The organism is Streptomyces sp. NRRL S-350 (assembly GCF_000719705.1).
In the GTDB taxonomy this organism is placed as follows: Bacteria; Actinomycetota; Actinomycetes; order Streptomycetales; family Streptomycetaceae; genus Kitasatospora.
Window position 1 is genome coordinate 50,230 of sequence record NZ_JOHO01000025.1, and the last position, 26,568, is coordinate 76,797.

Genomic DNA, 26,568 nt, shown 5'->3' on the forward strand with positions numbered 1-26,568 from the left:
ATGCTCGTCGGCATGCTGCGACGCCGGGCCGAGGTCGACCTCGTCGGACGGGACGGGGAACTCGGCGACCTGCTCGCCGCGCTGGCCCGTGCCCGCGCCGGGAAGTCCGGGGCGGTCGTGGTGTCCGGCGAGGCGGGCATCGGCAAGACCCGCCTGATCGCGGAGTTCGCGGCCGCCGCGACGCGGGAGGGCGCGCTGGTGCTGACCGGGCGGTGCGTCGACACCCGGTCCGCGCTGCCGTACCTGCCGTTCGCCGAGATCGTGCAGCAGGCCGTCGCGGCCGGTCGGCTGCCCGAACGGGACGGCGCGCTGCGGCTGTTGGCCGACGGGCCGACGCCCGGGGACGACCGCTCGCCGGGCCGGGTCCGGATGTTCTCGGCGGTCCTGGCGGCCGTCCGGCACCTGGCGCGGGAGACTCCGGTGGTGCTGGTGGCGGAGGACCTGCACTGGGCCGACCGGTCCAGCCTGGACCTGCTGGCCTTCCTGCTGTCCCGGCTGGGCACCGGCCCGGTGCTGACCGTCACGAGCCACCGCAGCGACGACCTGGGCCGGGGCCACCCGCTGCGCCGGGTGCTGGCCGAGCTGTACCGGCTACCGCACGTCCACCGGCTCGAACTCGCCCCGCTGGCCCAGGAGAAGACCCTCGGGCTGGTCCGAGCGCTGGTCCGCGCCACGGCCGCGGCCGCCGACCAGGCGGAGCCGCCGCCGGACACCGCCGAGCTCGAACACATCGCCCGGCGCTGCGACGGCAATCCGTTCTTCGCCGAGGAACTGGTCGCCGCCGGGACGGGCGCCCACTCCGGTGGCCCGACCGGCGCCCGGTCCGGCGGCCTGTCCGAGGTGCTCACCGCCCGGATCGAACACCTGGCGGAGCCGGCCAGGAGCCTGCTCCGGGCCGCCGCCGTGATCGGCCACCCGGCACCCGCGGACACCCTCGGCGCGCTCGCCGAACTGGACGGCGCGGACCTGGACGACGCACTCCAACAGGCCCTCGACCACGGCGTGCTCGCCCCGGAGCCACCCCGGAACGCCCCACCGGCGGCCGTCGCCGTCGAACGCTTCGGCTTCCGCCACGCCCTCCTGCGCGAATCCGTGTACGACAGCCTGCTCCCCGGCCGACGCGCCCGCCTGCACACCCGCTGCGCCGACCTGCTGGAAAAGCTGGGCGGCAGTGCGGCGGAGGTCGCCCACCACGCGCTCGCCGCGCACGACTTCCCGCTGGCGCTCGACGCCAGCGTGCGCGCCGCCCGGGACGCCGCGCACCGCGGGGCGTTCAGCGAGGTGCTCGCGCACAGCGAGCGCGCCCTCGACCTGTGGCCGAGCGTGCCCGACGCGGCCGCCGTCGCCGGGGCGAGCGCGGTCGGCATGACCCGCCTCGCCGCGATGGGCGCGGGAGACAGCGGCGAACCCGAACGGGCCCTCGCCCTGCAACGCAAGGCCGTCGAACTCGCCGAGGCGGACGGCGATCCGGCGGTCGCGGCGGCCACCCGGCTGCGGTACGGGCTGCGCCTGCTGGAGTTCCCCGGGCGGGCCGAACAGGCCGCCCGCCAGGCCGAGATCGCGCTGCGGCTGCTCGCCGCCGCACCGCCCTCGGCCGACCGGGCGTGGAGCCACGCGCTGCTCGCCCGCGCGCTGAACCGGCTCGGCCGCCCCGGCGAGGCCGCCGAGCAGGCCGCGAGCGCCGTACGGGACGCGGTGGCGGCGGGCTCGCAGGCGGCGTTCGCACCCGGCACGGACCCGTACGGGCCCGAGTGCGACGCGCTGGGCGCGGAGGCCGACGCACGCATCACCCTGGCCTTCGCCGGGCTGCGGCGGCCCGGCGCCGCCGAGGTACTGGCCGAAATGCGTCAGTACGGCGGCGTGTCGGGGCACTTCGGGGTGGAGCTGCGGGCGCACTACGGCCTGGGGCTGGCCAGACTGCTGGCCGGTGACCCGGCCGGGGCGGTGGCCGAGTTCGCGGCCGGCGAGGAGCGGGCCGACCGGACCGGGACGACGTGGAGCGAGTACGGTCTGCGGCTGCGGACGGCCCGGGCGGTCGCGCTGTTCCGGGCCGGGGACTGGACCGGGGCCGCGGCTGCGCTGCGGGCGGACCACCCGGCCCCCGGATCCGCGCTGATCCGCCGTCAACTCGAGGCGGCCGGAACCGTTCTGGCCGCCGCCCGGGGTGAGGCCGTGACCGACCTCGACGGCCGGCCGGTGGCCCCGCACCTCGCGCTGCTCGCCGCCCAGGCGCGGGCCGAGGCGGCGCTGTGGCGCGACCGGCCGGAGAACGCCGCCGACGTGGTCCGCCGGGCGCTCGACCGCGACCGCGACCGCGGCGAGGACTCGGCGGCCCGGCGGGCCGAGGAACTGCCGCTGTACGCGCTCGGCGCGACCGCCCACGGCAGGCTCGGCGACGCCGACGCGGTGGCCGCCCTGGCGGCGCTGGCCCGCACGCGCGCCGGGGACGCGCCGGCCCGGGGCTGGCTGGCCTGGATCGACGCCGAGCACCGGACGGCGCTCGGCGAGGCCACGGCCGAGCAGTGGGCCGGGGTCGCCGCCGCCTTCGCCCCCGCCGAGGGCGGCTGCGGCGACCACTACCGCCGGGCGCAGGCGCTGTGGCGGCGGGCGGAGGTGCTGGTCCGCACCCGCACGCCGGGCGCCGACCGGCGGGCCGGCCACGCGCTGCGGGCGCAGGCCGGTGCCGACCTGGAGCAGGCGGCCCGGATCGCCCGCCGCCTGGGCGCGGCGCCGCTGCTCGCGGCCGTCGAGGACCTGGCCGGGCGGATCGGAGTCCGGCCGTCGGCACCGACGGGCGCGGCCGGCGGGCCGACGGCGTCGGGTGCGTCGGACACGGGTGCGGGCGGCGCGGGGGGTGTGGCGGACGGTCCGCTCACCGGCCGGGAACGGTCGGTGCTCGCCCTGGTGGCCCAGGGCCTCACCAACCGCGAGGTGGGCGAGCGGCTGTTCATCAGCGAGAAGACCGTCAGCGTCCACCTGACCCGGGTGATGGCCAAGCTCGGCGCGGGCAGCCGGACCGAGGCCGTGGACGCCGCCCACCGCCGTCGGCTGCTCGGGCTGCCGCCGGACGTCTGAGGCGGACGTCCGAGTCGTGCGCCGGAGTCGTGCGCCGGAGCCGTGCGCCCGAGCCGTGCGCCCGAGTCGGACGCCGGAGTCTTGCGTCCGAGTCGTGCGTCCGGCCGTACGACCGGGCCGCACGTCCGTTCCACCGCCCCCTTACCCGGCCCTTACCCCACCTGAGCGGCCCCCGCCCGACACGACGTGATCTTCCGATGTGCCCTCGGGCCGTACCGCCGAGACTGGTCGGCGCCCGCCCGTGATCCCGGCGCGGCGGCCCGTGACTCTCCACAGGGGGAAGGACCCATGAAGGAACTGCTCGCCGACGTGACACCGCTGCGGCGGTCCCCAGGCTTCCGGAGACTGTTCGTCGGCCAGTGCCTGACCATGGTGGGCAGCCAGGTGACCCAGGTCGCGGTGCCCTGGCAGGTGTACTCGGTCTCCCGTTCGCCCGTGGCCCTCGGCCTGGTCGGCCTCGCCGCCCTGTTGCCGATCGTCGTCTTCGGCATCTACGGCGGGGCGATCGCCGACTCGATGGACCGGCGCCGGCTGATCCTGATCACCTCCACCGGTTCGGCGGCGGTCAGCGTGGCGTTGACGGCCCAGGCGCTGGCGCATGCCGACAGCCTCTGGCTCCTCTACACCTGCGTCACCGTGCAGGCGGCGTTCTTCGCGATCGACCTGCCCACCCGGCGGGCGCTGCTGCCCCGGCTGGTCGCCCCGGAGGACCTGCCCGCCGCCAACGCCCTGCTGCTGCTGGTGTTCACCGTGGGCATCGTCGGCGGTCCGCTGGCGGCGGGTGCGACGGTCTCGCTCGGCGGCTACGGCGCCGCGTACGCGGTGGACGTGGCGTGCTTCCTGCTCGCCGTGACGTTCATCGCCGGCCTGCCGTCGGTGCTGCCGGAGGGCGGTGGGCGGCGCGCCGACCTGTCCTCGGTGGTCGAGGGCATCCGGTACCTCAAGTCCCGCCCCGTGCTGTGGATGTGCTACGTCCTGGACCTCAACTCGACGGTCTTCGCGATGCCCACGGCACTGTTCCCGATCCTCGCGGTGGAGCGCTTCCACGGTGGCCCGGAGCTGGCCGGGTACCTTTCGGCGGCGCTGGCGAGCGGGGCCTTCCTCGGGTCGATGTTCGGCGGCTGGATGCCGAAGGTCCGCCGGCTCGGGCGGGCCGCGCTGCTGGCCGTGTTCGCGTGGGGGGTCTCGCTCGGGGCGCTCGGGCTGGCCGGATCGCTGTGGTCGGCCATGCTGCTGCTGGCGATCGCCGGCTACGCCGACACGGTGAGCGCGGTCGAGCGGTCCTCGATCCTGCAGCACGAGACGCCCGACGAGCTGCGCGGCCGGACCTCCGGGGTGCTCACGGTGGTGGGCGCCGGCGGGCCCCGGCTCGGCGACGTGCGGGCGGGCCTGGTGTCGGCGGCCTTCGGGCCGGCGGTGGCGGCGGTGTCGGGCGGGGTGGCCTGTGTGATCGGCGCGCTGGCCCTGGCCAAGGCGGCGCCCGGCTTCACCCGCTACCGGATGGCCGACCGGGCGGGCGCGGGACTCGGTGCGGGGGAGTCGGTGCCCGCCGATTCGGCGCGCGGGGCGGGGGATTCGGCGGATTCGGCGGATTCGGTGCCGGCTTCGGGGCCTTCCGGCACGAAGAGGAGTGAACCGGACGGAACGGGGCATGCGACCGCCGCGCAGTCGTCTGCGGCGCAGCAAGCGGCGCTCGCCGACGACTAGCGGGCCGTCAGGCCTCCGGGGTTTCGGCCTCGGGGCCGCTGGCCGGGCTGTCGGCGGGCAGCCCGGTCCAGCGGGGCTCCCGTTTCTCCGCGAAGGCACGGGGGCCCTCGACGGTGTCCCGGCTGCGGCGGCGGCGTTCCTCCCACGTGAACCGCGCACCGAAGGCCTCCGCAAGCGGCATGTCCAGGGAGGCCATGGCCGCCTCCTTGATCGCGTAGAGCGACAGCGGAGCGCCGCGCAGCACGTCCCGCACCCACGCCTCCGTCCGGTCGTCGAGTTCGTCGGTCGGCGTCACCTCGTTGACCAGGCCGAACCGCAGCGCGGTGGCCGCGTCCATCCGACGGCCGGTCAGCAGGTGGCCCATCGCGGCCTTCAACGGCAGCTGGCGGACCAGCCGGAAGACGCCGCCCGCGCCCGGCACCAGCCCCAGGGACGCCTCCGGCAGCGCGAACACCGCGCGTTCGGAGGCGATCACCAGGTCGCAGGCGAGGGCGAGTTCGAAACCGCCGCCGAGCGCGTAGCCGTCCACCCGGGCGATCACCGGCTTGACGAGGCCGAAGCGCTCGGTGAGCCGGGGGTAGCCGGGCAGGCCGCGGCTGCCGAAGGAGGTGCGCGGCGCGCCGTCGGCGTCCAGCCGGGCGCGTTCGCGCAGGTCCTGGCCGACGGAGAACGCCCGGTCGCCCGCGCCGGTCAGGACGGTGACCCGGATCCGGTCGTCGGCCTGGACGTCGTCCCACACCGCGGCCAGCTCGGCGTGGGTGCGCAGGTCCATCGCGTTGAGGACCTCCGGCCGGTCGATCGTGACCCGGGCGACGTGCCCGTCCTTGCGGTAGAGCACGCGCGGGCGGTCGGCGGCGCTCCGGTCGGCTGCGCTCCGGTCGGCTCCGGTCAGGTCGGGCGCGCGCTCGGTCATGCCGCTCCCGGCCGAGCCGAGAAGCGGCCGACCTTCGCCAGGACGTCCGCGTCGAACAGCCGCAGCGCCTGTTGCAGGGCGAACTCGGCCATGTACCGGCGGAACGCGTCCTCGGGTTCCTCCGCCAGGTTGAGCATCCGCCGGTTGGTGAGCACCGCCGGGCCGCGCAGGGCCCGCAGCGCCCGCTCGACCGCCGCGTCCACCTCCTCGGGCTCCACCACCTCGTCGGCCAGCAGCCGGGCGTCCGGTTCGGCGGCCCGGATGCGGCGGCCGCCGAGCACCAGCGAGCGGGACTGCCGGGCCCCCATCGCCCGGCCGAGGCGGAAGTTGGCCGCGCCCGGGACGATGCCCTCCTGCGCGGCGGGCACGCTGAAGAACGCGTCGGCGGCGGCGATCACGTGGTCGAACACCAGGAGCAGCTGGGCCCCGCCGCCGATCGCGAAGGTGTCCACGGCGGCGACCCACGGCTTCTCCACCGTGCGCCGGTCCCAGCGCGGGCGGCCGCCGAAGCCGTGGCCGGGGGCGCCGGCGGGAGCGCCGAGGGAAGCGTGGGAGTCGTCGGGGAGCACCCCGCGGACCAGTTTGTGGATGTAGCCCAGTTCGCGTCGCAGCAGGAAGTCGACCAGCGGGATGCCGCCGCCGTGCAGGCTCCTGAGGTTGATGCCCGCGCTGAACACCCGTCGGCCCGCGTAGCGCGGATGGCTCATGACGCCGCCGCGCAGCAGGCCGACCTCGGTGCCGGGGTCGAGCAGGGCGAGGTCGACGGCGGTCTCCATGTCCTCGACCTGCCGGGGGTCTTCGGCGTTGAGGCAGTCCTCCCGCACCATGGTGAGCCGGGCCGCGCCGTCGGTGCGCTCGATCCGGACGGAGCCGAGGTCCGCGCGGCCGGTGGCGGTGAACTCCGGCAGCAGGGCCAGGGCGCGGTCGGTCGGGCGCAGCATGGCGTCGAGCAGGTGCGGGCCGGCGGTGGGCGACGCCAGGACGTGGCGGAAGAACAGGCCCTGGTCGATCTCCCGGCCCTCCTTCCGGGCCTGCGGCCGGGCGTGTTCGGCCGCCAGTTCGTCGGCGCCGGGCACCAGGCCGGGGAAGGCGAGGGCCGCGGCGGCGGCGAGTTCGCCGATCCGCAGGTGTTCCGTACGGGCGGTGGTCAGTTCGTCGTAGACGGCCTCGACGTGGGTCGTCAGGAAGGCGTGGCGCAGGCTGCGGGCCTCGTCGTGCGCCTCGGCCGCGGCGGCGCGTTCGCCGGGGGAGCGGTGGCCGGGCGGGGGCAGGGCGGTGAGGCGGGCCTCGCAGCGTTCGGCGGCGAGGGCGAGCGCCTTGCGGGCGGGGGCCAGGCCGCCCTGGACGGCTTCCCGGGGGTTCATGCCGTCCCCCCGGCGGCCGTTCGGCGCAGCACCCGGTCGCAGGCGGCCAGGTGCACGCCGAGCGCCTCCTCGAAGGCGGTGGTGCCCGCGTCGAACATCAGCTGCCGCCGGATGGCCAGTTCCGCTCCGGACGCGGCCCCGGACAGCGCCCCGAGCCGCTCGGCGGCGGCCGCGAGCGCACCGGGCACGTCGTCGGAGACCTCGTCGACCAGCTGTACCGACCGGGCCCGGAAGGCGTCGATGGGCTCGCCGAAGAGCAGCGCCCGGCGCACGGCGGCGACGCCCGCGCCCTGGCGCGCGAGCCGGTACAGGGCCATGCCCGGCCAGGTGCCGCTCGCGCCGCCGGTGGTCACCGGCACCACCAGGCGGGCGGTGGTGGTGGCGATCCGGTAGTCGGCGGCGAGCAGGGCGTCGAGGGCGGTGCCGCCGCAGTCGCCGTCCGCCACGGCGACGGTCAGGGCCGGCAGCCGTTCCAGGAGGCGCAGGCCGCGCTCCCACTTGCTGACCAGGCCGACCGTCAGGCCGTCCGTCCAGCCGGGCCCGGGCGTGCCGCCGACGCGCAGCACCAGGCGGGCGCCCGGGCTGCGTTCGACCCGGTCGCAGGCCTGGGCGACGGCGGTCACCGAGGCCGCCGACAGCGCTTCCGTGCCGTCGATCGCGAGGGTCACGACGTCCGTTCCCGGCATGTCGTCCATCACCGTTCCCATCACGGTTCCCGCCTCCTTCTCCGTCTCCGCTCCCGTCGGCGCACCTGTCCCCGAGCCCGTCCCAGTCCCCGTCCCCGTGGCCGTCCCGTTCGTCACCACTGCACCAGCGCCGTCTCGATCGTCGAACCGGGGCCCATCGTCATCAGCACGCCGTGCTCGCCGGGCTGGACGACCCGCTCGCGCAGCAGCCGCTCGTACGAGAAGAGGAACGAGCCGCTGGAGAGGTTGCCGTAGTCCCGCAGCACGCCCGTGGTGTGGCGGACGTCGTGCCGGGTGAGGCCGAGGTTGAGCCGGACGGCGTCGATGACCTTCTTGCCGCCGGAGTGGACCAGCCACTGGGCGACGTCGCTGCGCCGCAGGCCCGCGCCGGAGAGCAGGCCGTCCACGACCCGCTCGGCGTTGGCGCCGACGACGTACGGGATCTCGGGGTCGAGGAAGAAGCTGAACCGGATCTGCTCGTCGTCCCAGTCGTAGCGCATCGCGTCCAGGGCCTCGGTGATGATGTGGCTGGCGAACGCGAGGATCCGTGGTCCGGGCGACGCCGGCTCACCCGCCGGGGACGCCACTGGAGCCGCCACTGGAGCCGCGCCCTCGCCGGCGACCACCGCGATCGCCGCCGCGCCGTCGCCGAACAGGCTGTTCACGACGGCGGTGCGCATCGTGTCGTCGAAGGCGTAGGCGGCCGAGCAGGCCTCGGCACAGACCATCACGGCGACCTGCCCGGGGTGGGCCGCGGCCCAGGCGGAGACCGCGTTGAGGGCGTTGAGCCCGGCGTTGCAGCCCATCCCGACGACGTCGACCCGGTGGCAGTCCGGGGCGATGCCGAGCTCGCGGATCAGCAGGGCGGTCAGTCCGGGGGTGAGGTAGCCGGTGGTGGTCACGCAGCACAGGTAGTCGATGTCGGCGAGGCCGAGCCCGGCGTCGGCGAGGCAGCCGAGCAGGGCCCGCGAGCCCATGTCGACGGCCAGCCGGCGGTGTTTGGCGAGCAGTTCGCCCTGGGACTCGGGCAGGCAGCGGCCGTCCTCGCCCCGGGGCGGGATGGTCAGGTGGCGGCGTTCGATGGCGCTGTTCAGGAAGACCGAGCGGATCCTGGGGTCCTCGATCCGGAAGATGTCGAGCAGTTCGTGCTGGGTGTACGAGTCGGCGGTCACCGCCGTGCCGACGCCGGCGATGCGCGGCGCGTCCGGGGCGCGGGTCGGCCCGGTGGCGGAGGGGGCGGTGGCGGGGTCGGGGCCCGGACGGCGGGATCCGGCCGGCACCGAGGGCCGGCCGGGGAGGCGGCCGGGGTCGGCCGGGTCGGCGGACAGTGCGGGGCCCGCCGGGTCGTCGGCGGTGCCGACGGCATCGACGGTGCTGACGGTGCTGAGGGTCATCGGAAGGTCCATCCCCACCGGCGGCAGGTGCCGTGCGGTGTACGGGGGTTGTGGGTGCGGGCGGTACGGGGGGCGCGGCTGCGGGCTGTTCCGGGGTTGCGGGTGCGGGTGCGGGCTGCGCGGGAGGCGCGGGAGGCGCGGCCACCGGCCGTGCGGGGGCCGCGGGAGGGGTGCGTCGCGGCGGTCACCGGAGCGGCCTCCCCCCGCCGGCCGCCTCCGCCTCGACGAAGCGCGCCAGGCGGGCGGTGCCCTCGGTGATGTCGTGTTCGGTGAGGTAGCTGGTGGACAGGCGGATGCCGTGGGTGCCGCCGCCGTGCGGATGGAAGTAGGACAGCGGCGTCCAGATCACGCCGTACTGCCGGGCCGAGCGGGTCAGTGCCGCGTTGTCGGCGGCGAACGGCACGTCCAGGGCCAGGAAGAAGCCGCCTTCGGGGCGGGTCCAGCGCACGCCGAGGGCTCGGCGGCGTTCGGGCGGGAAGCATTCCTCCAGGCGGCGCAGGGTGGTCCGCATGGTGTCGCCGTAGTACGCGGAGGCCTCGGAGTTGAGCCGTGCGGTGTGGCCGTCCGCGGCGAGCAGCATCCCGGCCACCACGGCTTGGCTGAGCGGGGAGGTGTTCACCGTGACCATGCTCTTGATCTTGGTGAGTTCGGCGGCCAACAGCCCGGTGCACCCGGCCCGGTCGGTCACCGGCTGGTCGGCGACGGCGTAGCCGACCCGGGCGCCGGGGAACAGCGTCTTGGCGTACGAGCCGAGGTGGATCACCCGCCGGTCGCGGTCGAGGGCCTTGAGGGTGGGGATCCGCGGCCCCGGGCTGACCATCCGGTAGGGGCTGTCCTCCAGCAGGAACAGGTCCAGCTCTGCGACCAGGTCGAGCAGTTCGTGCCGGGTTGTGAGCGGCATGGTGGTGCCGCGCGGATTGGCGTGGTCCGGGATCAGGTAGCAGGCCCGGGGCCGGCGCCCGCGGGCCCGTTCGGCGAGCACCGCCGCCCGCAGCGCGGCGCAGTCGAAGCCGCCCTCGCGGTCGTGCACCGGTGCGGTCCCGACACCGAGCACCCGCGCGGCCCCGGCGACGCCGACGTAGCAGGGGCTGGCCACCAGCAGCACGTCCTGCGGCCCGGCGTGCAGTGCGCGCACCGCCAGCAGCAGCGCCTCCTGGCAGCCGACGGTGACCACCACGGCCTCCGGAGGGACGTCGATCCCCTCGTCCTTGCGCAGCGAGTCGGCGACCAGGCCCCGGATCCGCCCGGCGGTCGGCCCGTACTGGAACAGCGCGTCGCGGACCTGCCCGGGGGAGGCGCCGGTCTCCTCCAGGTGGCGCAGGTAGCGGCGGAGGTGGGTGAAGACCTGCTCGACGTCGAAGAACCCGTCGTACGGCCGCCCCGGTGCGAAGGAGATCGCGTCCGGGTGGCGCGTGGTGATCTCGTTGAGGAAGTTCATCGTGTCCAGGAGCGGGTCGGACACGCTGGCGTGCAGGTCGTCAGTGGTCAACACGGTGGTCACCTCGCGGAGTTGCCCGGCAGGACGGCGGCGATCTTCTCCAGTACGGCGGTGTCACCGGCGTACGGGTGGTGCGCCCGGGGCCAGTTGACCACCAGGTCGGTGAAGCCGAGGGCGGCGAGGCGGCCCGCCGCGTCCTCGAACGCGGCCGGGGAGTCGAGGACCCCGCCGACCGTCGCGCCGGTGTGCAGCAGCCGGCGCAGCGTCCCCGGGTCGCGGCCCGCCTCGGTGCAGGCCCGGTCCAGCGCGGCCTGCTGCCGGGCGAGCAGCGGCAGCGCCTCGCGGTAGGGGAGGGCGTCGAACCGGCCGGGGGTGCCGTTGGTGATCCAGATGTCGGCGTACTCGGCGGCCAGCCGCATCGCACGCCGGCCGCCGGCGGCCACCGCGAGCGGGACGCGGGGCCGCTGGACGCACCCCGGGTGCATCCGGGCGCCGTGCGCCGCGTAGTGGCGGCCGGTGTGGTCGGTGACCGGCTGCCGCAACAGCAGGTCGGTGAGGTGGAGGAACTCCGCGAAGCGTTCGGCGCGTTCGGCCGGTGGCCGCTCCCGGCCGGTCAGCACCGTCCCGTCGTAGCCGCCCGCGCCCGCCCCGAGGCCGCAGACCATCCGGCCGCCGGAGACGTCGTCGATCGTCATGACCTCCTTGGCGAACGGGACGGGGTGGCGGAACTCCGGCGTGGCGACCAGCGTGCCCAGCCCGATCCGGGAGGTGACGGCCGCGGCGGCGGACAGGGTCGGCAGGCAGCCGAACCAGGGCTCGTCGCGCAGCCACCGCCAGCTCAGATGGTCGTGCGTCCATGCGTGGTCGAATCCCAACTCCTCAGCCCGGAGCCACCGTTCGCGGGCCTCGGGCCAGCGCCGCTCCGGGAGGATCACGATGCCGACGCGCACGGCAGCCCCTCCCCGCCCCACCGCCGCGGCCCGCCCACCGGTGGGCTCACGGCCGGACGCCGGTGACGAGCCCGTGCTCGTACGGCAGGTCCGCGACGGTGCCGACGTCGACGAACCCGGCCTCGGCGAGCCAGCGTTCGTAGTCGTCCGCGGGGTAGGACATCCCCTGGCCGGTCGCCAGCACGTTGAGGTAGAGCGACAGCCGGGCGCCGTAGACGCCGCGCTGCTCCTCGTCGGCCGCGTGGTACCCGTACACCGCGACCTTCCCGCCGGGCGGCAGCGCCTCGAACGCCTTGGTCAGCAGGGTCAGGATCTGGTCGGCGTCGAAGACCTCCAGGCAGTGGCTGAACAGTACGCACTGCGCGTCGCGCGGGAACGGGTCGCCGAAGATGTCGCCGGGGTGCAGGGTGACCCGGTCGGCGAGCGGGGCGGACATCCGGCGGGTGCCGATCTCGGCGACGCTCGGCATGTCGAACACGGTGAACCGCACGCCGGGGTGGGCGGCGGCGAGCGCCTTGGCGGTGGCGCCGTCGCCGCCGCCGACGTCCAGGACGTGGTCGACGCCGGTCAGGTCCAGGTGGTCGACGATCCCGCTCATCGACCGCAGGGTGAACGCGGTCATCGAGCGGTGCAGCACGTCCTGCAGCTCGGGCCGGTGTTCCAGCCGCTGGTAGAGGGTGGGTTCGGTGCCGGGGTAGGCGGCGAGCGCGGTGTTCTCGCCGGTGCGCAGGGCCTCGGTGAGGTGGGCGAAGGCCGGGTAGTAGATCCGCTGCCAGCCGAGCAGGATGTCCTGCCAGTTGTCCTCGCCGCCGGCCGCGAAGAAGTCCTCGGCGACCGGGGTGTTCAGGTAGGCGCCGCCGTCGCGGCGGATCAGTTCGGTGGTGCACAGCGCGAACAGCAGGACGCGCAGTTGGTGTGCGGGCAGGCCGAGGGCGGCACGGATCTCCTCGAAGGAGGACTTGGGGTGCCGCGACAGGTGGTCGAAGACGCCCAGCTCCGCGCCGGCCACCACGGCGTTGAACAGGGCGGGGCCGTTGGCGATCAGGTGGAACCGCTCCAGCACCCGGTCGTGGTCGTGGCTGGGGGCGGGGCCGGGGCCGTGGCTGTGGTGGCGCTGGCGGCGGCTGTGGTCGGGCTTCCGGTCGTGGTCGTGGTCGTGGTCGTGGGCGGCCGCGCCGTGCGGGCCGTGGGTGTCGCTCATCCGAGGTAGTCCTCCGGGCCGCCGTCGCGCACGGTGTCCAGCGTGAAGCAGTGGAAGCCGCCGCCGAACAGCCGCCGGTGCCGGTGCACCACCGGCACGACGGTGAACCGGGCCTGCTCCAGGGTGCGGATCAGCTCCGGGCACGCGGCGTTGACCAGGACGGTCTCCTCGTCCACCGAGAGCACGTTGAGGTCGATGTACTTGCTGGTGAGGATGAGGTCGTCGTCCTCGTACTGCGGGAAGTTGTTCACCTCCGGCACCGGCGGGACGATCAGGTCCCAGGTGCGCAGCGGCTCGGGCAGCAGCTCCGCGACCTGCTCGGAGCGCACCAGCAGTGTGCCGGGGCGCAGCGCGAGCACCATGCTGTCGATGTGGCTGTCGCTGAGCCGGTGCACCCGGTGGAAGCGGAACCGGCCCTCGAAGTGGCGTTCCAGCCAGTCGACGGCCAGCGCGTGGTTCGCGGTGGAGATGTTGACGACGACGTCGCGGCCGAGCCGCAGGCACTGTGCGCCGTCGAACATCATCTCGAAGCCGACGTCGTACGGGGAGGGCTGTGCGTCGCGGACCGGCTCGGTCGGGCCGCCGACCGAGCCGTGGGCGTAGGACGGGTCGAAGGAGGCGTCCGTCATCAGCGGGCGGGGCATGACCGTCCAGCGGGCGCCGGCCGCGAAGTACTCGGCGAAGACCGGGGTGAGCAGCTGGGTCTCGAAGTAGCGGGAGCGGATCATCGGCGGCGTCTCGACGATCTCGTCACCGAGGATCAGCGTGTTGTCCCGCAGGTTGAGCGGCGGCACGACGGCGGCCGACCAGGCGGGGGTGCGCACCTCGACGGTGGCCTTGTCCAGCGGCAGCGGGCGCAGCACCTTCACGCCGAGCGACCGCAGGGTGGCGACGATCCCCTCGATGTCCTCGGTGAGCTCGTCGACGTAGCGCTGCTTGATCGGCGACTGGCCGGTGCGGGTGCCCGGGGCCGCGCCGGCCGGCCCGTCGGAGCCCGGCGCGTCGGAGGCGCCCGGCGCGGTCAGCCGGGGGTAGTACCACTCGGAGCGGACCAGGTTGTCGTGGTGGAAGAGGTCGAAGGAGAGCTCGCGCTCGTGCGAGGTGTAGTTCTCGGCGGAGCCGACGACCACCTCGCGCAGCCTCGACCACTCGTCGTAGCTGTTCAGCTGGACCATGGTTGACCTTCCGTCAGTCGAACGTCATGCCGGGGAGGGCAGGAACAGGGACTCGACCCGCTCGCGGACGACCTCGGCGGCCTCGAAGTCCTCGGCGATCACGCAGAACCGCACGGTGCTGTCCGCGTGGCTGAACGCCTTCACCAGGACGACGCCCGTGCGCGCCGCCCGGTCGTACGCCAGGCCGGACTCGGCGAGCCGGTCCGCGGCGGCCCGGAACGACGGCACCGGCCACTTGCAGTACTCGACGAGCACCCGGCTGTCCGCGTAGTCCGGCCCGACCAGCTGCCGGCCGATGACGGTGTAGATGTGGGTGGAGCCGGTGATCCGCCCGTTGTACTCGGTGAACATCACCTCGCCGGTGCCGGTCACGATGGCGTCCGCGCAGAACTGGCCCCGGAAGCCCATCATCCGCAGCGCCTCGCACAACCGGCCGCCGGCGGCGACCAGTTCGGGCAGTGCGCGGGGCGGCAGCCCGGGCGACGGGATCACCTGGGCGTTGGCGACCGGCGCGGACAGCATCTCGCCGTGCTCGGAGAACACCGGGCCGTCGTCGGTGATGACGAACTCCACGAAGATGCCCCGGCTGTCGGGGACGTAGCGCTCGACGACGGCCGGGAAGCGGCTGCCGTTGGTGGCCCACTCCCACCGCTCGTCCAGGTAGGCCCGGATCGAGGCGCGGTCGGGGAGCACCAGCACCCGTTCGGCGCCGACCGGCCGGTAGCCGTCGACCGGGCTGACGATCTCGTTGCCGAGGCCGCCGCAGGAGTAGTCGCGCTTGACCATCGCGGGGTGGCCCTTGGCGAAGAGCCCGGCGATGACCTCCTCGGCGTCGACCTTGTTGGTGCACACCCCGCCCTCCGGCAGCGGCACCCCCGAGCCGGCCGCGACGGCCCGGAAGATCGCCTTGCTGTTGAGCAGCATCCCGCCGCCCTGGCCCACGAACGCGTGGCCCGGGACGGCCTCCACGAAGCCGAGCGCGCGGCCCAGTTCGACCACCGAGGCCTCCGGCGTCAAGGGGATCACGGCCTCGACCGGCCGCTCGGCGATCGCCTTGGCGAGGTCGTCGCGGAACTCCTGGTTCGCCAGCCGGTCGGCGGTGAGCAGGTCGGTGCCGACCACGCCGGGAGGCGGCACCAGCACCTGGAAGGAGGAGCGCGGGGTGCCGGTCAGGGCGGTGATGTAGTCGACCAGCTCCTCCTCCGGCTCCTGCGGCAGGACGACGATGTCGTCCGGCCGGGCGAACCAGATGAGCAACTGGGCGGAGGCGGCGGCCGTCTTCAGGTGCGCCTGCGGCAGCAGCACCGGGTCGCCGGCGAGTTCGTCGGTGAAGCAGTTGCCGATCAGCAGCCGGGGCATGGCGGTCTTCCTTCCGAGAGGTGCTTTCGAGACGGCGTTCCGAGACGTTTCCCCTGGGACGCGTCTTTGAGGTGTGGTGCCGGCCCTGCGGAGGAGCGGTGGATCACCGGTGGGTCACCGGCGGACGTAGACGCCCTGGTCCTCGTACGCCCGGATCCGGGCCCGGTCACGGTCGACCGTCGCCGACGACTGCGCGGCGAGGTAGACGTAGCCGGGGACGGTGGCCAGGTCGACGGTCTGCGGCACCGCCTGCCCGGGCGCGAGCGGCGCGCTGAGTTCCACGAAGGACTCCAGCGAGCGGTAGCGCTCCTGCCAGGCGTCCGAACCGGCGACTCCGGCCCGGTGGTTGAACAGGTAGACCTGGCGCAGCTCGTGCGACCAGCGCAGGTCCTCGTCCGGGAAGGCCTTGAACGCCTCCGGGTCGGTCAGGGCCAGGGCGTAGAGGTGGACGTGCGAGGTGCCGAGGTACTTCTCGTGCACCCAGGGGTGGATGGAGCCCATCAGCCGCGCGCCGGTCTCGATCAGCACCGGCCCCGACGGGGTGAGCATCACCTCGCTGTGCGCGGCGCCGTGGGCGATGCCGAGTGCGGTGACGGCCTCCTTGGTGTACGCCACCACCTCCTCGCCCCGCGGGTCGGAGCGCTGGACGGGCTCGTGGAAGTCGTACACCGGGGAGCCGTACGGGCCTTTGTTCTTGGCGCACCTGAGGATCTCGGCGACCTTGTGCACGCCGTCCCGGGAGACGGTGTTGACGATGTACTCGTCGCCCTCCAGGTAGTCCTGGACGAGCACCGCCCGGTTGGCGGCGCCGATGAAGTTCGGCCGGCCGAGGACGTCCTCGGCGGCCTCGCGGACCTCCGCGGCGGTGCCGCAGATCCGCACGCCGTCCGTCGCGGCGCTGGCGAGCGGCTTGACCACCACGACCGTGCCGCCGTTGGCGGTGAACCAGGTCGCCGCCTCGTCCGCGGAGGAGGCGAGGGTGCCGGACGGTGCGGCCAGCCCGGCTGCGCGCAGCAGGGCTGCCATCCGTGCCTTGTCCCGCCGGGCGGGTGCGGTGCGGACGTCGTTGCCGGGAAGGCCGAGGCGGTGGCCGAGGGTGTCCGCGAGGACCACCCCGGACTCGCCGCCCGCGATCACCTGGTCCACCCCCAGCCGGCGCAGGGCCGCGACCGCGTCGTCCTCCGGCAGGTGGCCGAGGTCGACGGCGTAGGCGCCCGGGTCGAAGCCGCGGGTGTAGGAGTCGCGGAAGGCGGGCTGGGTGCGCAGGTGGACGCACTCCACCGCGTGCTCGGCGAGTTGTCGGACCAGGATCCGGGAGGTCGAGAAGCCGTCCACTACCGCGATGCGCATCCGAGGCTCCTCACTCCGGGGTGGCCGGCCGGGTCACCGTGACGGGGATGTCCTGGTCCGGGTGGATGTCCTGGTCGGGGCGGATGTCCTGGTCGTCGGGGTGGATGTTCTGGTCGGGGCGGATGTTCTGGTTGTGGTGCAGGACGTTGCCCGGGTCGTACGCTTCCTTGACGGCGGCCAGCCGCCGGTAGCGCGCGTCCCCGTAGATCTCCCGCACCTTGCCGTCGCGCTCGTCCACCAGGTAGTTGACGTAGCCGCCGGCGTGGCTCCACGGGTCGAGCCGCTCGACGGAGTGCCGGGTCCACGCGATGTTCTCCGCGTCCTCCGGCTCCGTCGCCCGCTCCGCGCCCGCCGCGCCTCCCGACGGCCCGCTCCACTGTGCGGAGACGGTGTGGATGAACGGCGCGTCGCGGTTGGGGAAGGCGCTGTCCTCGTCGGGGACGTCGGCGATCGCGCCGCGCAGGTACTCGAAGTTGATCGAGGACAGTGGTGAGGGCATCGCGGCGAGGGAGTCGACCATCTCGGCGGTGGCGGGCGCCGGAATGCCGGTGAGGTAGCGGGTCTTGGTGTAGTAGCGGTTGCCGTCGGGCCGTTCGTGGTCGCCGCCGCTCTGCAACTGCCGGTAGGCGACTTCCCCGCTGGTCGTGGCGGCCGGCGGCAGTGCGGCGAACAGCGGCTCGGAGGCGGCGTCGCCGCGTTCGGGGGCGCCGAACCACACTGCCGTGAGGTAGAGCGCGGGCCGTCCGCGCAGCCGCTCGGGCAACCAGGTCTCGTAACCGCCGTACTGGCCCGCCACCTTGAGCGCGCCGGCCACGTGCAGGTCGGCCGACAGTTCGCCCGCGAAGGCCCGGTAGTTCGCCAACGCCTGCTCGGCGTCCGCGAGTTCGTACACCCCGGTGCGGCGGTGCACCGGGACGGCCGGTCGGAGCCGGAGCGTGAACCGGGTGACGACGCCGAAGTTCCCGCCGCCGCCGCGCAGCGCCCACAGCAGCTCGTGGTGGTCGCGTTCGGTCGCCTCCACCACCGAGCCGTCCGCCAGGACCACTTGGGCGGCGAGCACGTGGTCGCAGGTCAGGCCCCATCGGCGGCTCAGCCAGCCGTACCCGCCGCCGAGGGCGAGCCCCGCCAGACCGGTGCGGGAGATGATGCCGGTCGGGCAGACCAGCCCGTGCGGTTCGGTCGCCGCGTCCAGGTCGCCGAGCAGGCAGCCGCCCTGCGCCCGCGCGGTCCGGGCGGCCGGGTCGACGTCGACGCCGCGCATCAGCGAGAGGTCGACCATCACGGTGTCGTCGGCCACCGCCGTCCCCGCCACGTTGTGGCCGCCGCCGCGAACCGTCACGTCGTATCCCGCTTCGGCGGCGAAGCGCAGCGCCCGGCGGACGTCCGCCACCGTGCGGCAGCGGACGATGTGCGCCGGACGGCGGTTGTGCATGCCGTTCCAGACCCGGCGCGCCTCCTCGTACCCGGGGTTGCCAGGGCGCAGCCAGATCCCGTCCAGGACGGGCACGGCGGTGCGTCGGGCGCCCGGGGCGCGCCCGGGGTCGGCGGTGCGTCGGACGCCCGCGGTGTGTCCGGGGGTCGCGGTGTGTCCGGGTTCGGCGGTCATCGCAGCGTCACCCCGCCCCAGTCGAAGTCGACCTCGTCCAGCGCCCCCAGGTCGGCGCAGAGGCTGTACAGCGCGCTGTAGTCCTGGACGAGCATGGTGCGCGCCTGGTCCTGCTCGACCTCGCGCATCATCTGCTCGCCGCCCGCCACGCCGACCAGCCGGACCACCCGGCGCCAGGTGGTGAAGTCATTGGCGCCGAACGCCCGCATGCCGTCGCTCACGGCGTCCAGGAAGTACGCCCGGCGCTCGGCGTCCAGGCCGGAGCAGACCTCCTTGGCGACCTCCTTGGAGATCGAGGAGTGGCAGTACTCGTCGCGGTTGTGCATGGTCGCGGTGGCCCGGTTCACCGGCTGCACGTCCGGGTCCTCGGCGATCAGGTTGAGGTAGGCGTTGATGGACAGCTCGGACACGGTGGTGAAGGCCAGCGTGGTCAGGTCGCGCTGCCACGGGTGCCCCGCCTCGGCGAGCCGCTCGGCGTGCCGGCGGGCCTTCTTCGCCACCGGGAGCTCGCGCTCCGGCAGCTGCCAGCCGCGCCGACGGCGGGTCACCGCACTGGCGTTGAGGTGCATCAGGGTGTGGTACTGCTCGTCCACCATGGCCTGGGTCGCGGCCAGGACGGACGTCTCGGACAGTCCGGTGCCGAAGGCGTCGCGGGTGATCAGCTCGAAGCCCGGGTTCACCACCCGCTGCTCGTTGTCCATCACGTTCTTGTTGAACGCCACCCAGGCCCAGGCGAGCAGCCGGGACCGCCGGTCCGCGTCCAGGGCGAGGTAGGAGGGGTGGTCGCGGAACGGGAGCAGGTGTTCCGGGTAGTCGGGGCGCTCGGGCTCGAACAGGTCGTCGAGGTCCGGTTCGGGCCGCTTCACCGAGGCCCGCCGGGCCCAGTTGCCGGCCAGGCGCGCGATGACGGCGTTCTCGACGGGGTCGTCCGGGTCGTGCTCGGGCAGGTGCGGCGACGGGAACGCGGGCGGATGCGGGGAAGCGGGCGGGTTCGGGTGCGGGGACGGGTGGCCGGCGTCGGCGGCTGGAAGGTGGGCCATGGCGTGCGTCCTCTCGGGGGGCTCCTGGGGTCGGCTACCAGGTGCCGGCGAGTACGGCCTTCTCGTACGCCTCCCCGTAGCGCCGGTCCGGCCAGGCGTTGTAGGCGAGCAGGAAGAGGTCGCGGTGCCCCTCCTGGCCGCGCGGCGCGGCGATGTCGGTCGCGTAGTGCCGCATCCTGCGGTCGTCCAGGACGACGGCCTGGCCGGGCTGGAGCACCGTCCGGGCGAAGGGCCGGTCGCTGTCCATCGGCATCAACTGGGTCTCGCCGCCGGTGATGTTGACCCGGTCGATGACGGCGATCACGCTGAAGGTGTGCCCGTCCTGGTGCGGTCCCTCCGGGACCGAGACGCCCCGGGTGCTGTCGTCCGAGACGATCCGCCACTGGTGCACGTCGACCTGCCAGTCGGTGGCGGTGTCCAGCGGGACCTCGTCCGCGCCCGCCCGCACCAGTGCGCCGGGGTCGATCCGCAGCGGCTCGAAGTCCCGCAGCTGGCCGCCCGTCACGCCGTTGAACTGCGTCGCCTGGCAGAACGGGCGGTGCGGCAGCAGCTCCAACTGCCATCCGCCGTGGGCGGAGTGGGCGATCCGGAACTGCGAGAACCGGCGGTGGCGGAACTTGCCGTCGCAGTACCGGTCGAGGGGGAGGGTGGGGAACTCCCGGAGGACGGACTCGTCGAGCTCCGGGACGGAGAAGAACTGGTAGTGCCGTTCATTGAGCGCCATGCGAAAGCCAGCCGTTCTGTGGGGTGTCAGACGACGCAATGGAGGCCACGGGGAGGGGGAGGGCAGGAGGCGCCGAGCCCGGGCGCGGGCCCGGTCGGAGGGTCACTCCTGCGATGACCATCGTCATTCGGCATGACCACGGCGTTCAAGGGATCCGGGCTTCCGGAACCGGCATGACGTGATCCGGACAGGCCGGACACGAAGAAGCGCCTCCCGCCTCGGCGGATGTGACGTGACGTCAGGTGTTGCCGACTCCGTCAGCGAGCGACGCGTCCGGTCATTCCTGTCGCACTCGTGGTCGATGTCGGACACGGGTCGGGCCCGCCGTCCTCCCACTCCGGCCGTCCTCCCGCCCCGGCCGACTTCCCCTCCGGGGCCGACCACCCCCTCCGGCCCCCGGCGCCTACCGGCGGATCAGTGGTCCTCCGCCCTGTCCGCATCGAGGATGCGGGTGAGGAGTTCGGCGAGCTGCCGGAGGTCGTCGGCGGGGAGGGTGCCGACGGCCGGGGGCGGCCGCAGCAGGATGGCGTCGGCGGTCGCGATGGCCTCGTGGCCGGCGGCCGTGAGCGTCACCAGTTTGCGGCGCCGGTCGTCGGGGTGCGGTTGGCGTCGGACGAGGCCCTGGGTTTCCAGTTTGTCGACGATGAGGGTCACGTAGGGGGCGTCGATGCCGTTGGCCTGGGCGAGTTCGCTGAGGCTCATCGGCCGGTCCCGGAGCTGGAAGAGGAGTTTGCCGCGGCCGCCGCCGAGGCGGAATCCGAGCGCCTCGGCGAGTTCGCCGTGCCGGTTGTGGGCCTCGACGAACCCCCGCATCAGGGCCCAGGCCCGGGCCGCCGGGTCGGTCGGGGCGGCTACCACGGCACGGTCCGGCCGAGGTAGTCGACGTAGTGCAGTCCGGGTTCGCCCCGCAGGGCGTCGAGGGTCCTGACCACGTTGGGGATGCTGTCGTCGATGTCGAGTCGGGCGTCCGGGCCGCCGAGTTCGGTGCGCACCCAGCCGGGGGCCATCAGGACGAGGGTCCGGGCCTCGCCGCTGTGCCGCGCCGCGTAGCTGCGCATGAAGGTGTTGAGCGCGGCCTTGCTCCCGCGGTACACCTCGTGGCCGCCGTTGACGTTGTTCGTCACGCTGCCCTGGCCGGAGGACATCACCGCGATGGTGCCCGCCGGGTCGATGCGGTGGTGGAAGGCCTCCACGACGCGCAGCGGGCCGAGCGCGTTGGTGACCATCACCCGGGTGAACTCGTCGGTCGAGGTCTCCGCCACGGTGCCCTCGGGCTGGTTGGTGACGCCGGCGTTCACGAACAGCAGGTCGAACGTCCGGTCGGCGAGGCGGCCGTGGAGCGCCGCGATCTGCTCGGGCTCGGTGATGTCGACGGTCTCGATCTCGATCCGCCCGTCGGTGGTGTCGGCCAGGTCGTGCAGCGGGGTGCGGTCCGAGCCGCGCACGGTGGCGGTGACCTGCCGGCCGTCCCGCGCCCACTCCCGGGCCAGGGCGAGGCCCAGACCCCGGGACGCGCCGATCAGTAGGACCCGCCTGCCGGGCTCCTGGCGTGCATTGATTGTAGTCATGTTAATGATTGTAGCCTCTATAACTAACCCGGTGGGTGAAGTCGGGCGCAGACGCGAAGAGGCGGCCCCGCGCGCCGTGCGCGGGGCCGCCTCTTCCCGGTGTCACTCCGCCGGGTCCGGAGAGTCGGTGAGTCCCAGCCGCAGGTGCTCGATGTGGTAGACGGCCTGGTCGAGGAGGGCGGCGACGTGGTTGTCGTAGAGCGCGTAGACGACCGAGCGGCCGTTGCGCCGACCTGTCACCAGGCCCAGGTTCCGGAGCAGTCGGAGCTGGTGGGAGCAGGCGGACTGTTCGAGGCCGACTTCGGCGGCGAGTTCGGTGGCGGCGCAGGGGCCCTCGCGGAGGCGGGAGAGGATCAGCAGGCGGGAGGGGGTGGCCAGGGCCTGCAGGGTGGTGGCCACCCGGGCAGCGCTGGCGGCGTCCAGGCGTGTGTGCGGGACGGCGGTGGCGGGGGCGGCTCCATGACCCATGCTGCCAATACTACAACTCGTACATGAAGAGGCGTTCATATGTTCATGTATGGTGGACGGGTCCGTGGCCGTGCCCTGCCCCGAAGGTCCACCCCATGCCCTCCTCCACCCTGACCTCCCCCACCGAGCGCCCCGCACCCCCGGCAGCACCCCGCCCGGACACCGCGCCCCGCCGGCGCACCCGGGTGCTGGCGCTGCCCGAGGCCCGCTGGGCCGCCGCCGCGACGGTGCTGTTCCTGATCGCGCTGCCGCTCCAGCTGACCGGCGCGCCCGCCTGGGCCTGGGGCCCGCTGTACGCCCTCGCCTACGCCACCGGCGGCTGGGAGCCCGGCTGGGCGGGGCTGCTGGCGCTGCGCGAGCGGACCCTCGACGTCGACCTGCTGATGATCGTCGCCGCGCTCGGCGCCGCCGCCGTCGGGCAGGTCATGGACGGCGCGCTGCTGATCGTCATCTTCGCCACCTCCGGCGCCCTGGAAGCCCTCGCCACCGCCCGTACCGCCGACTCGGTGCGCGGACTGCTCGACCTCGCGCCCGCCACCGCCACCCGGCTGCTGCCCGACGGCGGCGAGCAGACCGTGCCGACCGGGGAACTGGCCGTCGGCGACACCGTCCTGGTCCGCCCCGGCGAGCGGATCGGAGCCGACGGGCGCGTCCTGGACGGCGCGAGCGACGTCGACCAGGCCACCATCACCGGGGAGCCGCTGCCCGTGGCCAAGCAGGCCGGCGACGAGGTGTTCGCCGGCACCCTCAACGGCACCGGCGCGCTGCGGATCCGGGTCGACCGGGACGCCGCCGACTCCGTCATCGCCCGGATCGTGCACCTGGTGGAGGAGGCCTCCGAGACCAAGGCACCCACCCAGCTGTTCATCGAGAAGATCGAGCAGCGCTACTCGATCGGCATGGTCATCGCGACCCTCGCCGTCTTCGCCGTGCCCCTCGCCCTCGGCGCCGCCTTCACCGGCTCGCTGCTGCGGGCGATGACCTTCATGATCGTCGCCTCGCCCTGCGCCGTGGTGCTGGCCACCATGCCGCCCCTGCTGTCCGCGATCGCCAACGCCGGACGGCACGGCGTCCTGGTGAAGTCCGCCGTCGTCATGGAAGGCCTCGGCCGGACCGACGCCGTCGCCCTGGACAAGACCGGCACGCTGACCGAGGGCACGCCCCGCGTCACCGAACTGCGCCCGCTCACCGCATCGGGCCTCTCCGAGGACGACCTGCTGGCACTCGCCGCCGCCGCCGAGCACGCCAGCGAACACCCGCTCGCCCGGGCCGTCGTGGACGCCGCCCGCACCCGCGGGCTCACCCCGGCCACCGCCGAGGACTTCGCCTCCGTCCCCGGCGCCGGCGTCACCGCCACCGTCGACGGCCGGGTCGTCGCCGTCGGCGCGCCCGTGCGACTGGTCAACGGCCGCGCCGACGCCTGCTCCACCGAAGCCGCCGCGCTGGCCGCCGAACTGGAGGAAGCCGGCCGCACGGCGGCCCTGGTCGAGGTGGACGGCGTCCCGGTCGGCGTGCTCGGCCTCGCCGACCGGCTGCGCCCGGACGCCGCCGCCACCGTCGCCGCGCTCACCCGCCTGACCGGCCGCACACCGGTCCTGCTCACCGGCGACAACCCGCGCGCCGCCGGCCGGGTGGCCGCCGAGGTCGGCATCGCCGAGGTCCGGGCGGGGCTGCTGCCGAGGGACAAGGTCGCCGCGGTCCGGGAGCAGGAGGCGGCCGGGCGCAGGGTGCTGGTGGTCGGCGACGGCGTCAACGACGCGCCCGCGCTGGCCGCCGCGCACACCGGCGTCGCGATGGGGCGGGCCGGCTCCGACCTGGCCCTGGAGACCGCCGACGTTGTGATCGTCCGCGACGAACTCGCCACCGTCCCGGCCGTGGTGGCGCTCTCGCGGCGCGCCCGGTCGTTCGTGGTGCAGAACCTGGTGATCGCCTCGGTGTTCATCTCGGCACTGGTCGTCTGGGACCTCGTCGCCACCCTGCCGCTGCCGCTCGGTGTGCTCGGCCACGAGGGCTCGACCGTCCTCGTCGGGCTCAACGGGCTGCGGCTGCTGCGCGAGCGGGCGTGGACCGGGGCCCGCGCCGGGGGCGGGAGCTGAGGCGCCCCGAACCGGCCTGCCGGGCGGCTACTCGGCCTCGGGGGAGGCGGCCTGCGCCTCCGCCTTCCCCTCGGCCCGCTCCTCGGCCCTCTCCGTGGCCTTCCCCTCCGGCGTCGCGTCCGCCGCCGGGGGCTGGGCCGACTCCATGGCGGTCATCCGCGGCAGCAGGAACAGCACGGCGACCAGCAGGGCCAGGAGCAGGCCGCCGCCGAGGAACAGGGGCGTGCGGATGCTCGTCGCGGAGGCGATCCAGCCGCTGAGCGCGGCACCGGCCATGATGCCGAGACGGCTGAGCAGCATGTAGCAGCTGTTGACCCGGCCGAGCAGCTCCTTCGGGACGGCCTGCTGGCGCAGCGAGATCGCCTGGATGTTCCAGGTCACGATGCCGAAGCCGATCACGCCGTACAGCGCCGCGATTTCGAGCACCGAGGTGCTGAGCCCCATCAGGATCAGCGAGACGCCCATCAGCAGGAAGGCGACCGCGATCCGGGTGCCGCGGCCGAGCAGGCGGCTGAGCCGGCCCGCCAGGGTGCTCGCGGCGGTGCCGCCGATCGCGCCGGCCGCGAGGACGATGCCGTAGGAGGCGGCGGGGGCGTGCACGACCTTGGTGACCATCAGGACCATCATGGTGGTGCCCATGAAACAGGTCAGCGCGCCCAGGGTGGAGAGGACGGCCAGCATCCGCACCTCACGGTGGCGGAACAGCCAGTTGACGCCCTCGCGGATCTCGGTGAGCACCGGGCGGCCGGCCTGGGCGCGGGCGGCGGTGGAGCGGCCGGTGGCGGCGACCAGGGCGGCGGCGAGCGCGAAGGAGATGCCGTCCACCGTGAAGGGGAAGCCGGCGGCCACGGCGAACAGGGCCGATCCGAGCAGCGGGCCGATCAGGTTGCCGCCGACGAGCATGTTGGCCTGCATCCGGCCGTTCGCGGCGTCGAGCTGGTCGGGGCGCACCAGTTCCGGCACGGCCGAGGTGGCGGCGTTGGAGAAGACCGTCTCGCCGCAGCCGAGCAGGAAGGCCAGCGCGGCGAGCGCCGCCAGCGGCGGGTGCGCGAGGAAGATCCAGCAGGCGAAGCCGAGGACGACGGCGGCGCGCAGGGAGTCGATCGTCCACATCAGCCGCCGCCGGTCGGCCCGGTCGGCGAGCACCCCGCCGTACAGCGACATCAGCAGGAAGGGCAGCGACCCGGCGACGGAGACCACGGAGACCGCGCTCGGGGAGTCCGAGACGGCCACCGCCAGCAGCGGCAGGGCGGAGTCCCGCATGCCGTCGCCGACCGAGGAGATCGCCGAGGCCGACCACAGCAGGGTGAACTTCCGGCCCAGTTGCGGACGGCTTTTGGAGGGCTTTTCAGCCAGGTCTGCTGCGGTCACCGACGCAGTATGTCATGTCCGCGGAGGACTCTTCGGGCGGATTCCGAACTGCCCCGGGTGCCCCGAACTGCGCGTGTCCTTACGGAAGTCGGGGTCGTCCCGGGCTGTCCGGTTCTGTCCGGACCGCCCCGCGGGTCCACCCCCGCCGGCCCGGGAATCCCCGGCAGGCCCCCGGCAAGCCCCGGCACGAACGGCAGGCCCCGGGAGACCCCGTTCAGACCTCGGGAGACCTCGTACAGACCTCGGGAGACCCCGGCAGGCTGCACGCCCCGACCGGCTAGCCGAGACCCGAGACGCCCTTGACGAGCGTCGTCAGCCCGCCCGCCAGGGCCAGGCCCAGCACGGCGAACCGGGCGCTCCGGTCCGACACCCGCGCCGCGAGCACCCGCCCGACCGCCGCCCCGCCCGCGAGCGCGGCGCCCACCAGGCACCACGCGGGTACGGCCAGCCCGGGCACGCCCTTCGCCGCGATCGAGAAGACGTTCACCACCACGCCGTAGAACTGCGCGTTGGGGACGAACTCGGCGGCCGACCACCCCGTGTTGACGGCGTACAGGGAGACCGCCGGGCCGCCCACCCCCGCGGCCGCGTTCATGAACCCGCTGGTGGCGCCCGCGGCCAGGGCCCCACCGATCCCGCGCAGCGCGGACGCCCGGACCCCGCGCAGCACCAGCACCGACGCGAGGCTGACCAGCAGCCCGATGCCGATCAGCAGCCCGGTCTCCGGCACCTCCGCCGCGACCCAGGCCCCGGCCGGCACCGTACAGGCCGCGGCGAGGACCAGCGGCAGCATCGCCGTCAGCCTGACCTGCCGCCAACTGCCCAGCAGGCCGACGGCGCTGATCGCGCCCGCGGAGACGTTCGACAGCGCCACGCCGTCGGCCGCGCCGACGAGGAGCACCAGGACGGGCGCGGCGACCAGGGCGAAACCCACCCCGGCCAGCCGCTGGACGGACGCGCCCGCGAGGACGGCACAGCCCAGGAGGAGGTCGGCGGTCCAGCTGCCGGGCATCGGATCGGCCTCCTCGATCGGCGGACGGTGCGCACCGATCATGCCCCAGGCGGCGGTTGCCCCCGCAGGCC

At 74.4% G+C, this 26,568-nt stretch carries 21 protein-coding genes; 3 read left to right on the forward strand and 18 right to left on the reverse strand.

The genetic code is table 11. The features are described from left to right. The first annotated feature begins 12 nt into the window (after positions 1–12). Both IF30_RS0122630 and IF30_RS0122635 read left to right on the forward strand, forming a co-directional pair. On the forward strand, positions 13–3,075 hold the full coding sequence (locus IF30_RS0122630) for a helix-turn-helix transcriptional regulator (protein ID WP_030241361.1): 3,063 nt from the start codon (positions 13–15) through the stop codon (positions 3,073–3,075). 288 nt (positions 3,076–3,363) lie between these two features. Then, entirely contained in the window at positions 3,364–4,782 is a 1,419-nt protein-coding gene (locus IF30_RS0122635) for an MFS transporter (protein ID WP_051710850.1), read from the forward strand. A gap of 7 nt (positions 4,783–4,789) precedes the next feature. On the opposite strand, the gene dpgD is transcribed toward IF30_RS0122635, so the two are convergent. From dpgD to IF30_RS0122715, 16 genes are all read right to left on the reverse strand, one after another. After that, a complete protein-coding gene (dpgD, locus tag IF30_RS0122640; protein WP_051710852.1) occupies positions 4,790–5,695 on the reverse strand; it encodes an enoyl-CoA-hydratase DpgD in 906 nt (301 codons plus the stop codon). Continuing rightward, the gene (dpgC, locus tag IF30_RS0122645; RefSeq protein ID WP_051710853.1) at positions 5,692–7,059 is read right to left on the reverse strand and encodes a (3,5-dihydroxyphenyl)acetyl-CoA 1,2-dioxygenase DpgC; all 1,368 of its coding nucleotides are present in this window, start codon (positions 7,057–7,059) and stop codon (positions 5,692–5,694) included. The genes dpgD and dpgC overlap by 4 nt, the downstream gene beginning before the upstream one ends. Continuing rightward, complete coding sequence (dpgB, locus tag IF30_RS0122650) at positions 7,056–7,766, reverse strand: enoyl-CoA-hydratase DpgB (protein ID WP_234322805.1); 711 nt, start codon at positions 7,764–7,766, stop codon at positions 7,056–7,058. The genes dpgC and dpgB overlap by 4 nt, the downstream gene beginning before the upstream one ends. A gap of 92 nt (positions 7,767–7,858) precedes the next feature. Then, positions 7,859–9,139, reverse strand: coding sequence for a 3,5-dihydroxyphenylacetyl-CoA synthase DpgA (gene dpgA / locus IF30_RS0122655; RefSeq protein WP_078891597.1), 1,281 nt, complete (start codon positions 9,137–9,139; stop codon positions 7,859–7,861). Positions 9,140–9,323: 184 nt separating this feature from the next. After that, positions 9,324–10,577 carry a PLP-dependent aminotransferase family protein gene (locus tag IF30_RS0122660; RefSeq protein WP_051710867.1) on the reverse strand — a complete coding sequence of 418 codons (1,254 nt, stop codon included), beginning with the start codon at positions 10,575–10,577 and terminating at the stop codon, positions 9,324–9,326. Between the two features lie 59 nt (positions 10,578–10,636). After that, on the reverse strand, positions 10,637–11,527 hold the full coding sequence (locus tag IF30_RS0122665) for an LLM class flavin-dependent oxidoreductase (RefSeq protein ID WP_030241381.1): 891 nt from the start codon (positions 11,525–11,527) through the stop codon (positions 10,637–10,639). 46 nt (positions 11,528–11,573) lie between these two features. Beyond that, entirely contained in the window at positions 11,574–12,728 is a 1,155-nt protein-coding gene (locus IF30_RS0122670) for a methyltransferase (protein ID WP_078891599.1), read from the reverse strand. Continuing rightward, a complete protein-coding gene (locus tag IF30_RS0122675; protein WP_030241387.1) occupies positions 12,725–13,903 on the reverse strand; it encodes a hypothetical protein in 1,179 nt (392 codons plus the stop codon). Before IF30_RS0122675 ends, IF30_RS0122670 begins: the two co-directional genes overlap by 4 nt. 24 nt (positions 13,904–13,927) lie before the next feature. Then, on the reverse strand, positions 13,928–15,262 hold the full coding sequence (locus tag IF30_RS0122680; protein ID WP_030241390.1) for a peptide ligase PGM1-related protein: 1,335 nt from the start codon (positions 15,260–15,262) through the stop codon (positions 13,928–13,930). Positions 15,263–15,376: 114 nt separating this feature from the next. Beyond that, positions 15,377–16,612, reverse strand: coding sequence for an ATP-grasp domain-containing protein (locus tag IF30_RS0122685; protein ID WP_030241393.1), 1,236 nt, complete (start codon positions 16,610–16,612; stop codon positions 15,377–15,379). 10 nt (positions 16,613–16,622) lie between these two features. Then, positions 16,623–18,218: an FAD-binding oxidoreductase gene (locus IF30_RS0122690; protein WP_063752742.1), complete on the reverse strand. Its 1,596-nt coding sequence runs from the start codon at positions 18,216–18,218 to the stop codon at positions 16,623–16,625. Continuing rightward, on the reverse strand, positions 18,215–19,258 hold the full coding sequence (locus IF30_RS0122695; RefSeq protein ID WP_078891600.1) for an AurF N-oxygenase family protein: 1,044 nt from the start codon (positions 19,256–19,258) through the stop codon (positions 18,215–18,217). The genes IF30_RS0122690 and IF30_RS0122695 overlap by 4 nt, the downstream gene beginning before the upstream one ends. 34 nt (positions 19,259–19,292) lie before the next feature. Continuing rightward, positions 19,293–19,982, reverse strand: a complete 690-nt coding sequence (locus IF30_RS0122700; RefSeq protein WP_030241401.1) for a 2OG-Fe dioxygenase family protein — start codon at positions 19,980–19,982, stop codon at positions 19,293–19,295. A 414-nt stretch (positions 19,983–20,396) separates the two neighbouring features. Next, the gene (locus IF30_RS0122705; RefSeq protein WP_030241404.1) at positions 20,397–20,840 is read right to left on the reverse strand and encodes a MarR family winged helix-turn-helix transcriptional regulator; all 444 of its coding nucleotides are present in this window, start codon (positions 20,838–20,840) and stop codon (positions 20,397–20,399) included. Then, a complete protein-coding gene (locus tag IF30_RS0122710) occupies positions 20,834–21,550 on the reverse strand; it encodes an SDR family NAD(P)-dependent oxidoreductase (protein ID WP_051710858.1) in 717 nt (238 codons plus the stop codon). Before IF30_RS0122710 ends, IF30_RS0122705 begins: the two co-directional genes overlap by 7 nt. Before the next feature lie 102 nt (positions 21,551–21,652). Continuing rightward, complete coding sequence (locus IF30_RS0122715; protein ID WP_030241409.1) at positions 21,653–22,018, reverse strand: ArsR/SmtB family transcription factor; 366 nt, start codon at positions 22,016–22,018, stop codon at positions 21,653–21,655. Between the two features lie 95 nt (positions 22,019–22,113). Here IF30_RS0122715 and IF30_RS0122720 point away from each other — a divergent pair, with 95 nt between their 5' ends. Beyond that, positions 22,114–24,114, forward strand: a complete 2,001-nt coding sequence (locus tag IF30_RS0122720) for a heavy metal translocating P-type ATPase (protein ID WP_030241411.1) — start codon at positions 22,114–22,116, stop codon at positions 24,112–24,114. A 27-nt stretch (positions 24,115–24,141) separates the two neighbouring features. Here the strand turns inward: IF30_RS0122720 and IF30_RS0122725 are convergent, their stop codons facing one another. Next, positions 24,142–25,485: an MFS transporter gene (locus IF30_RS0122725; RefSeq protein WP_030241413.1), complete on the reverse strand. Its 1,344-nt coding sequence runs from the start codon at positions 25,483–25,485 to the stop codon at positions 24,142–24,144. A gap of 277 nt (positions 25,486–25,762) precedes the next feature. Beyond that, positions 25,763–26,497: a sulfite exporter TauE/SafE family protein gene (locus IF30_RS0122730; RefSeq protein WP_030241416.1), complete on the reverse strand. Its 735-nt coding sequence runs from the start codon at positions 26,495–26,497 to the stop codon at positions 25,763–25,765. Positions 26,498–26,568: the final 71 nt, after the last annotated feature.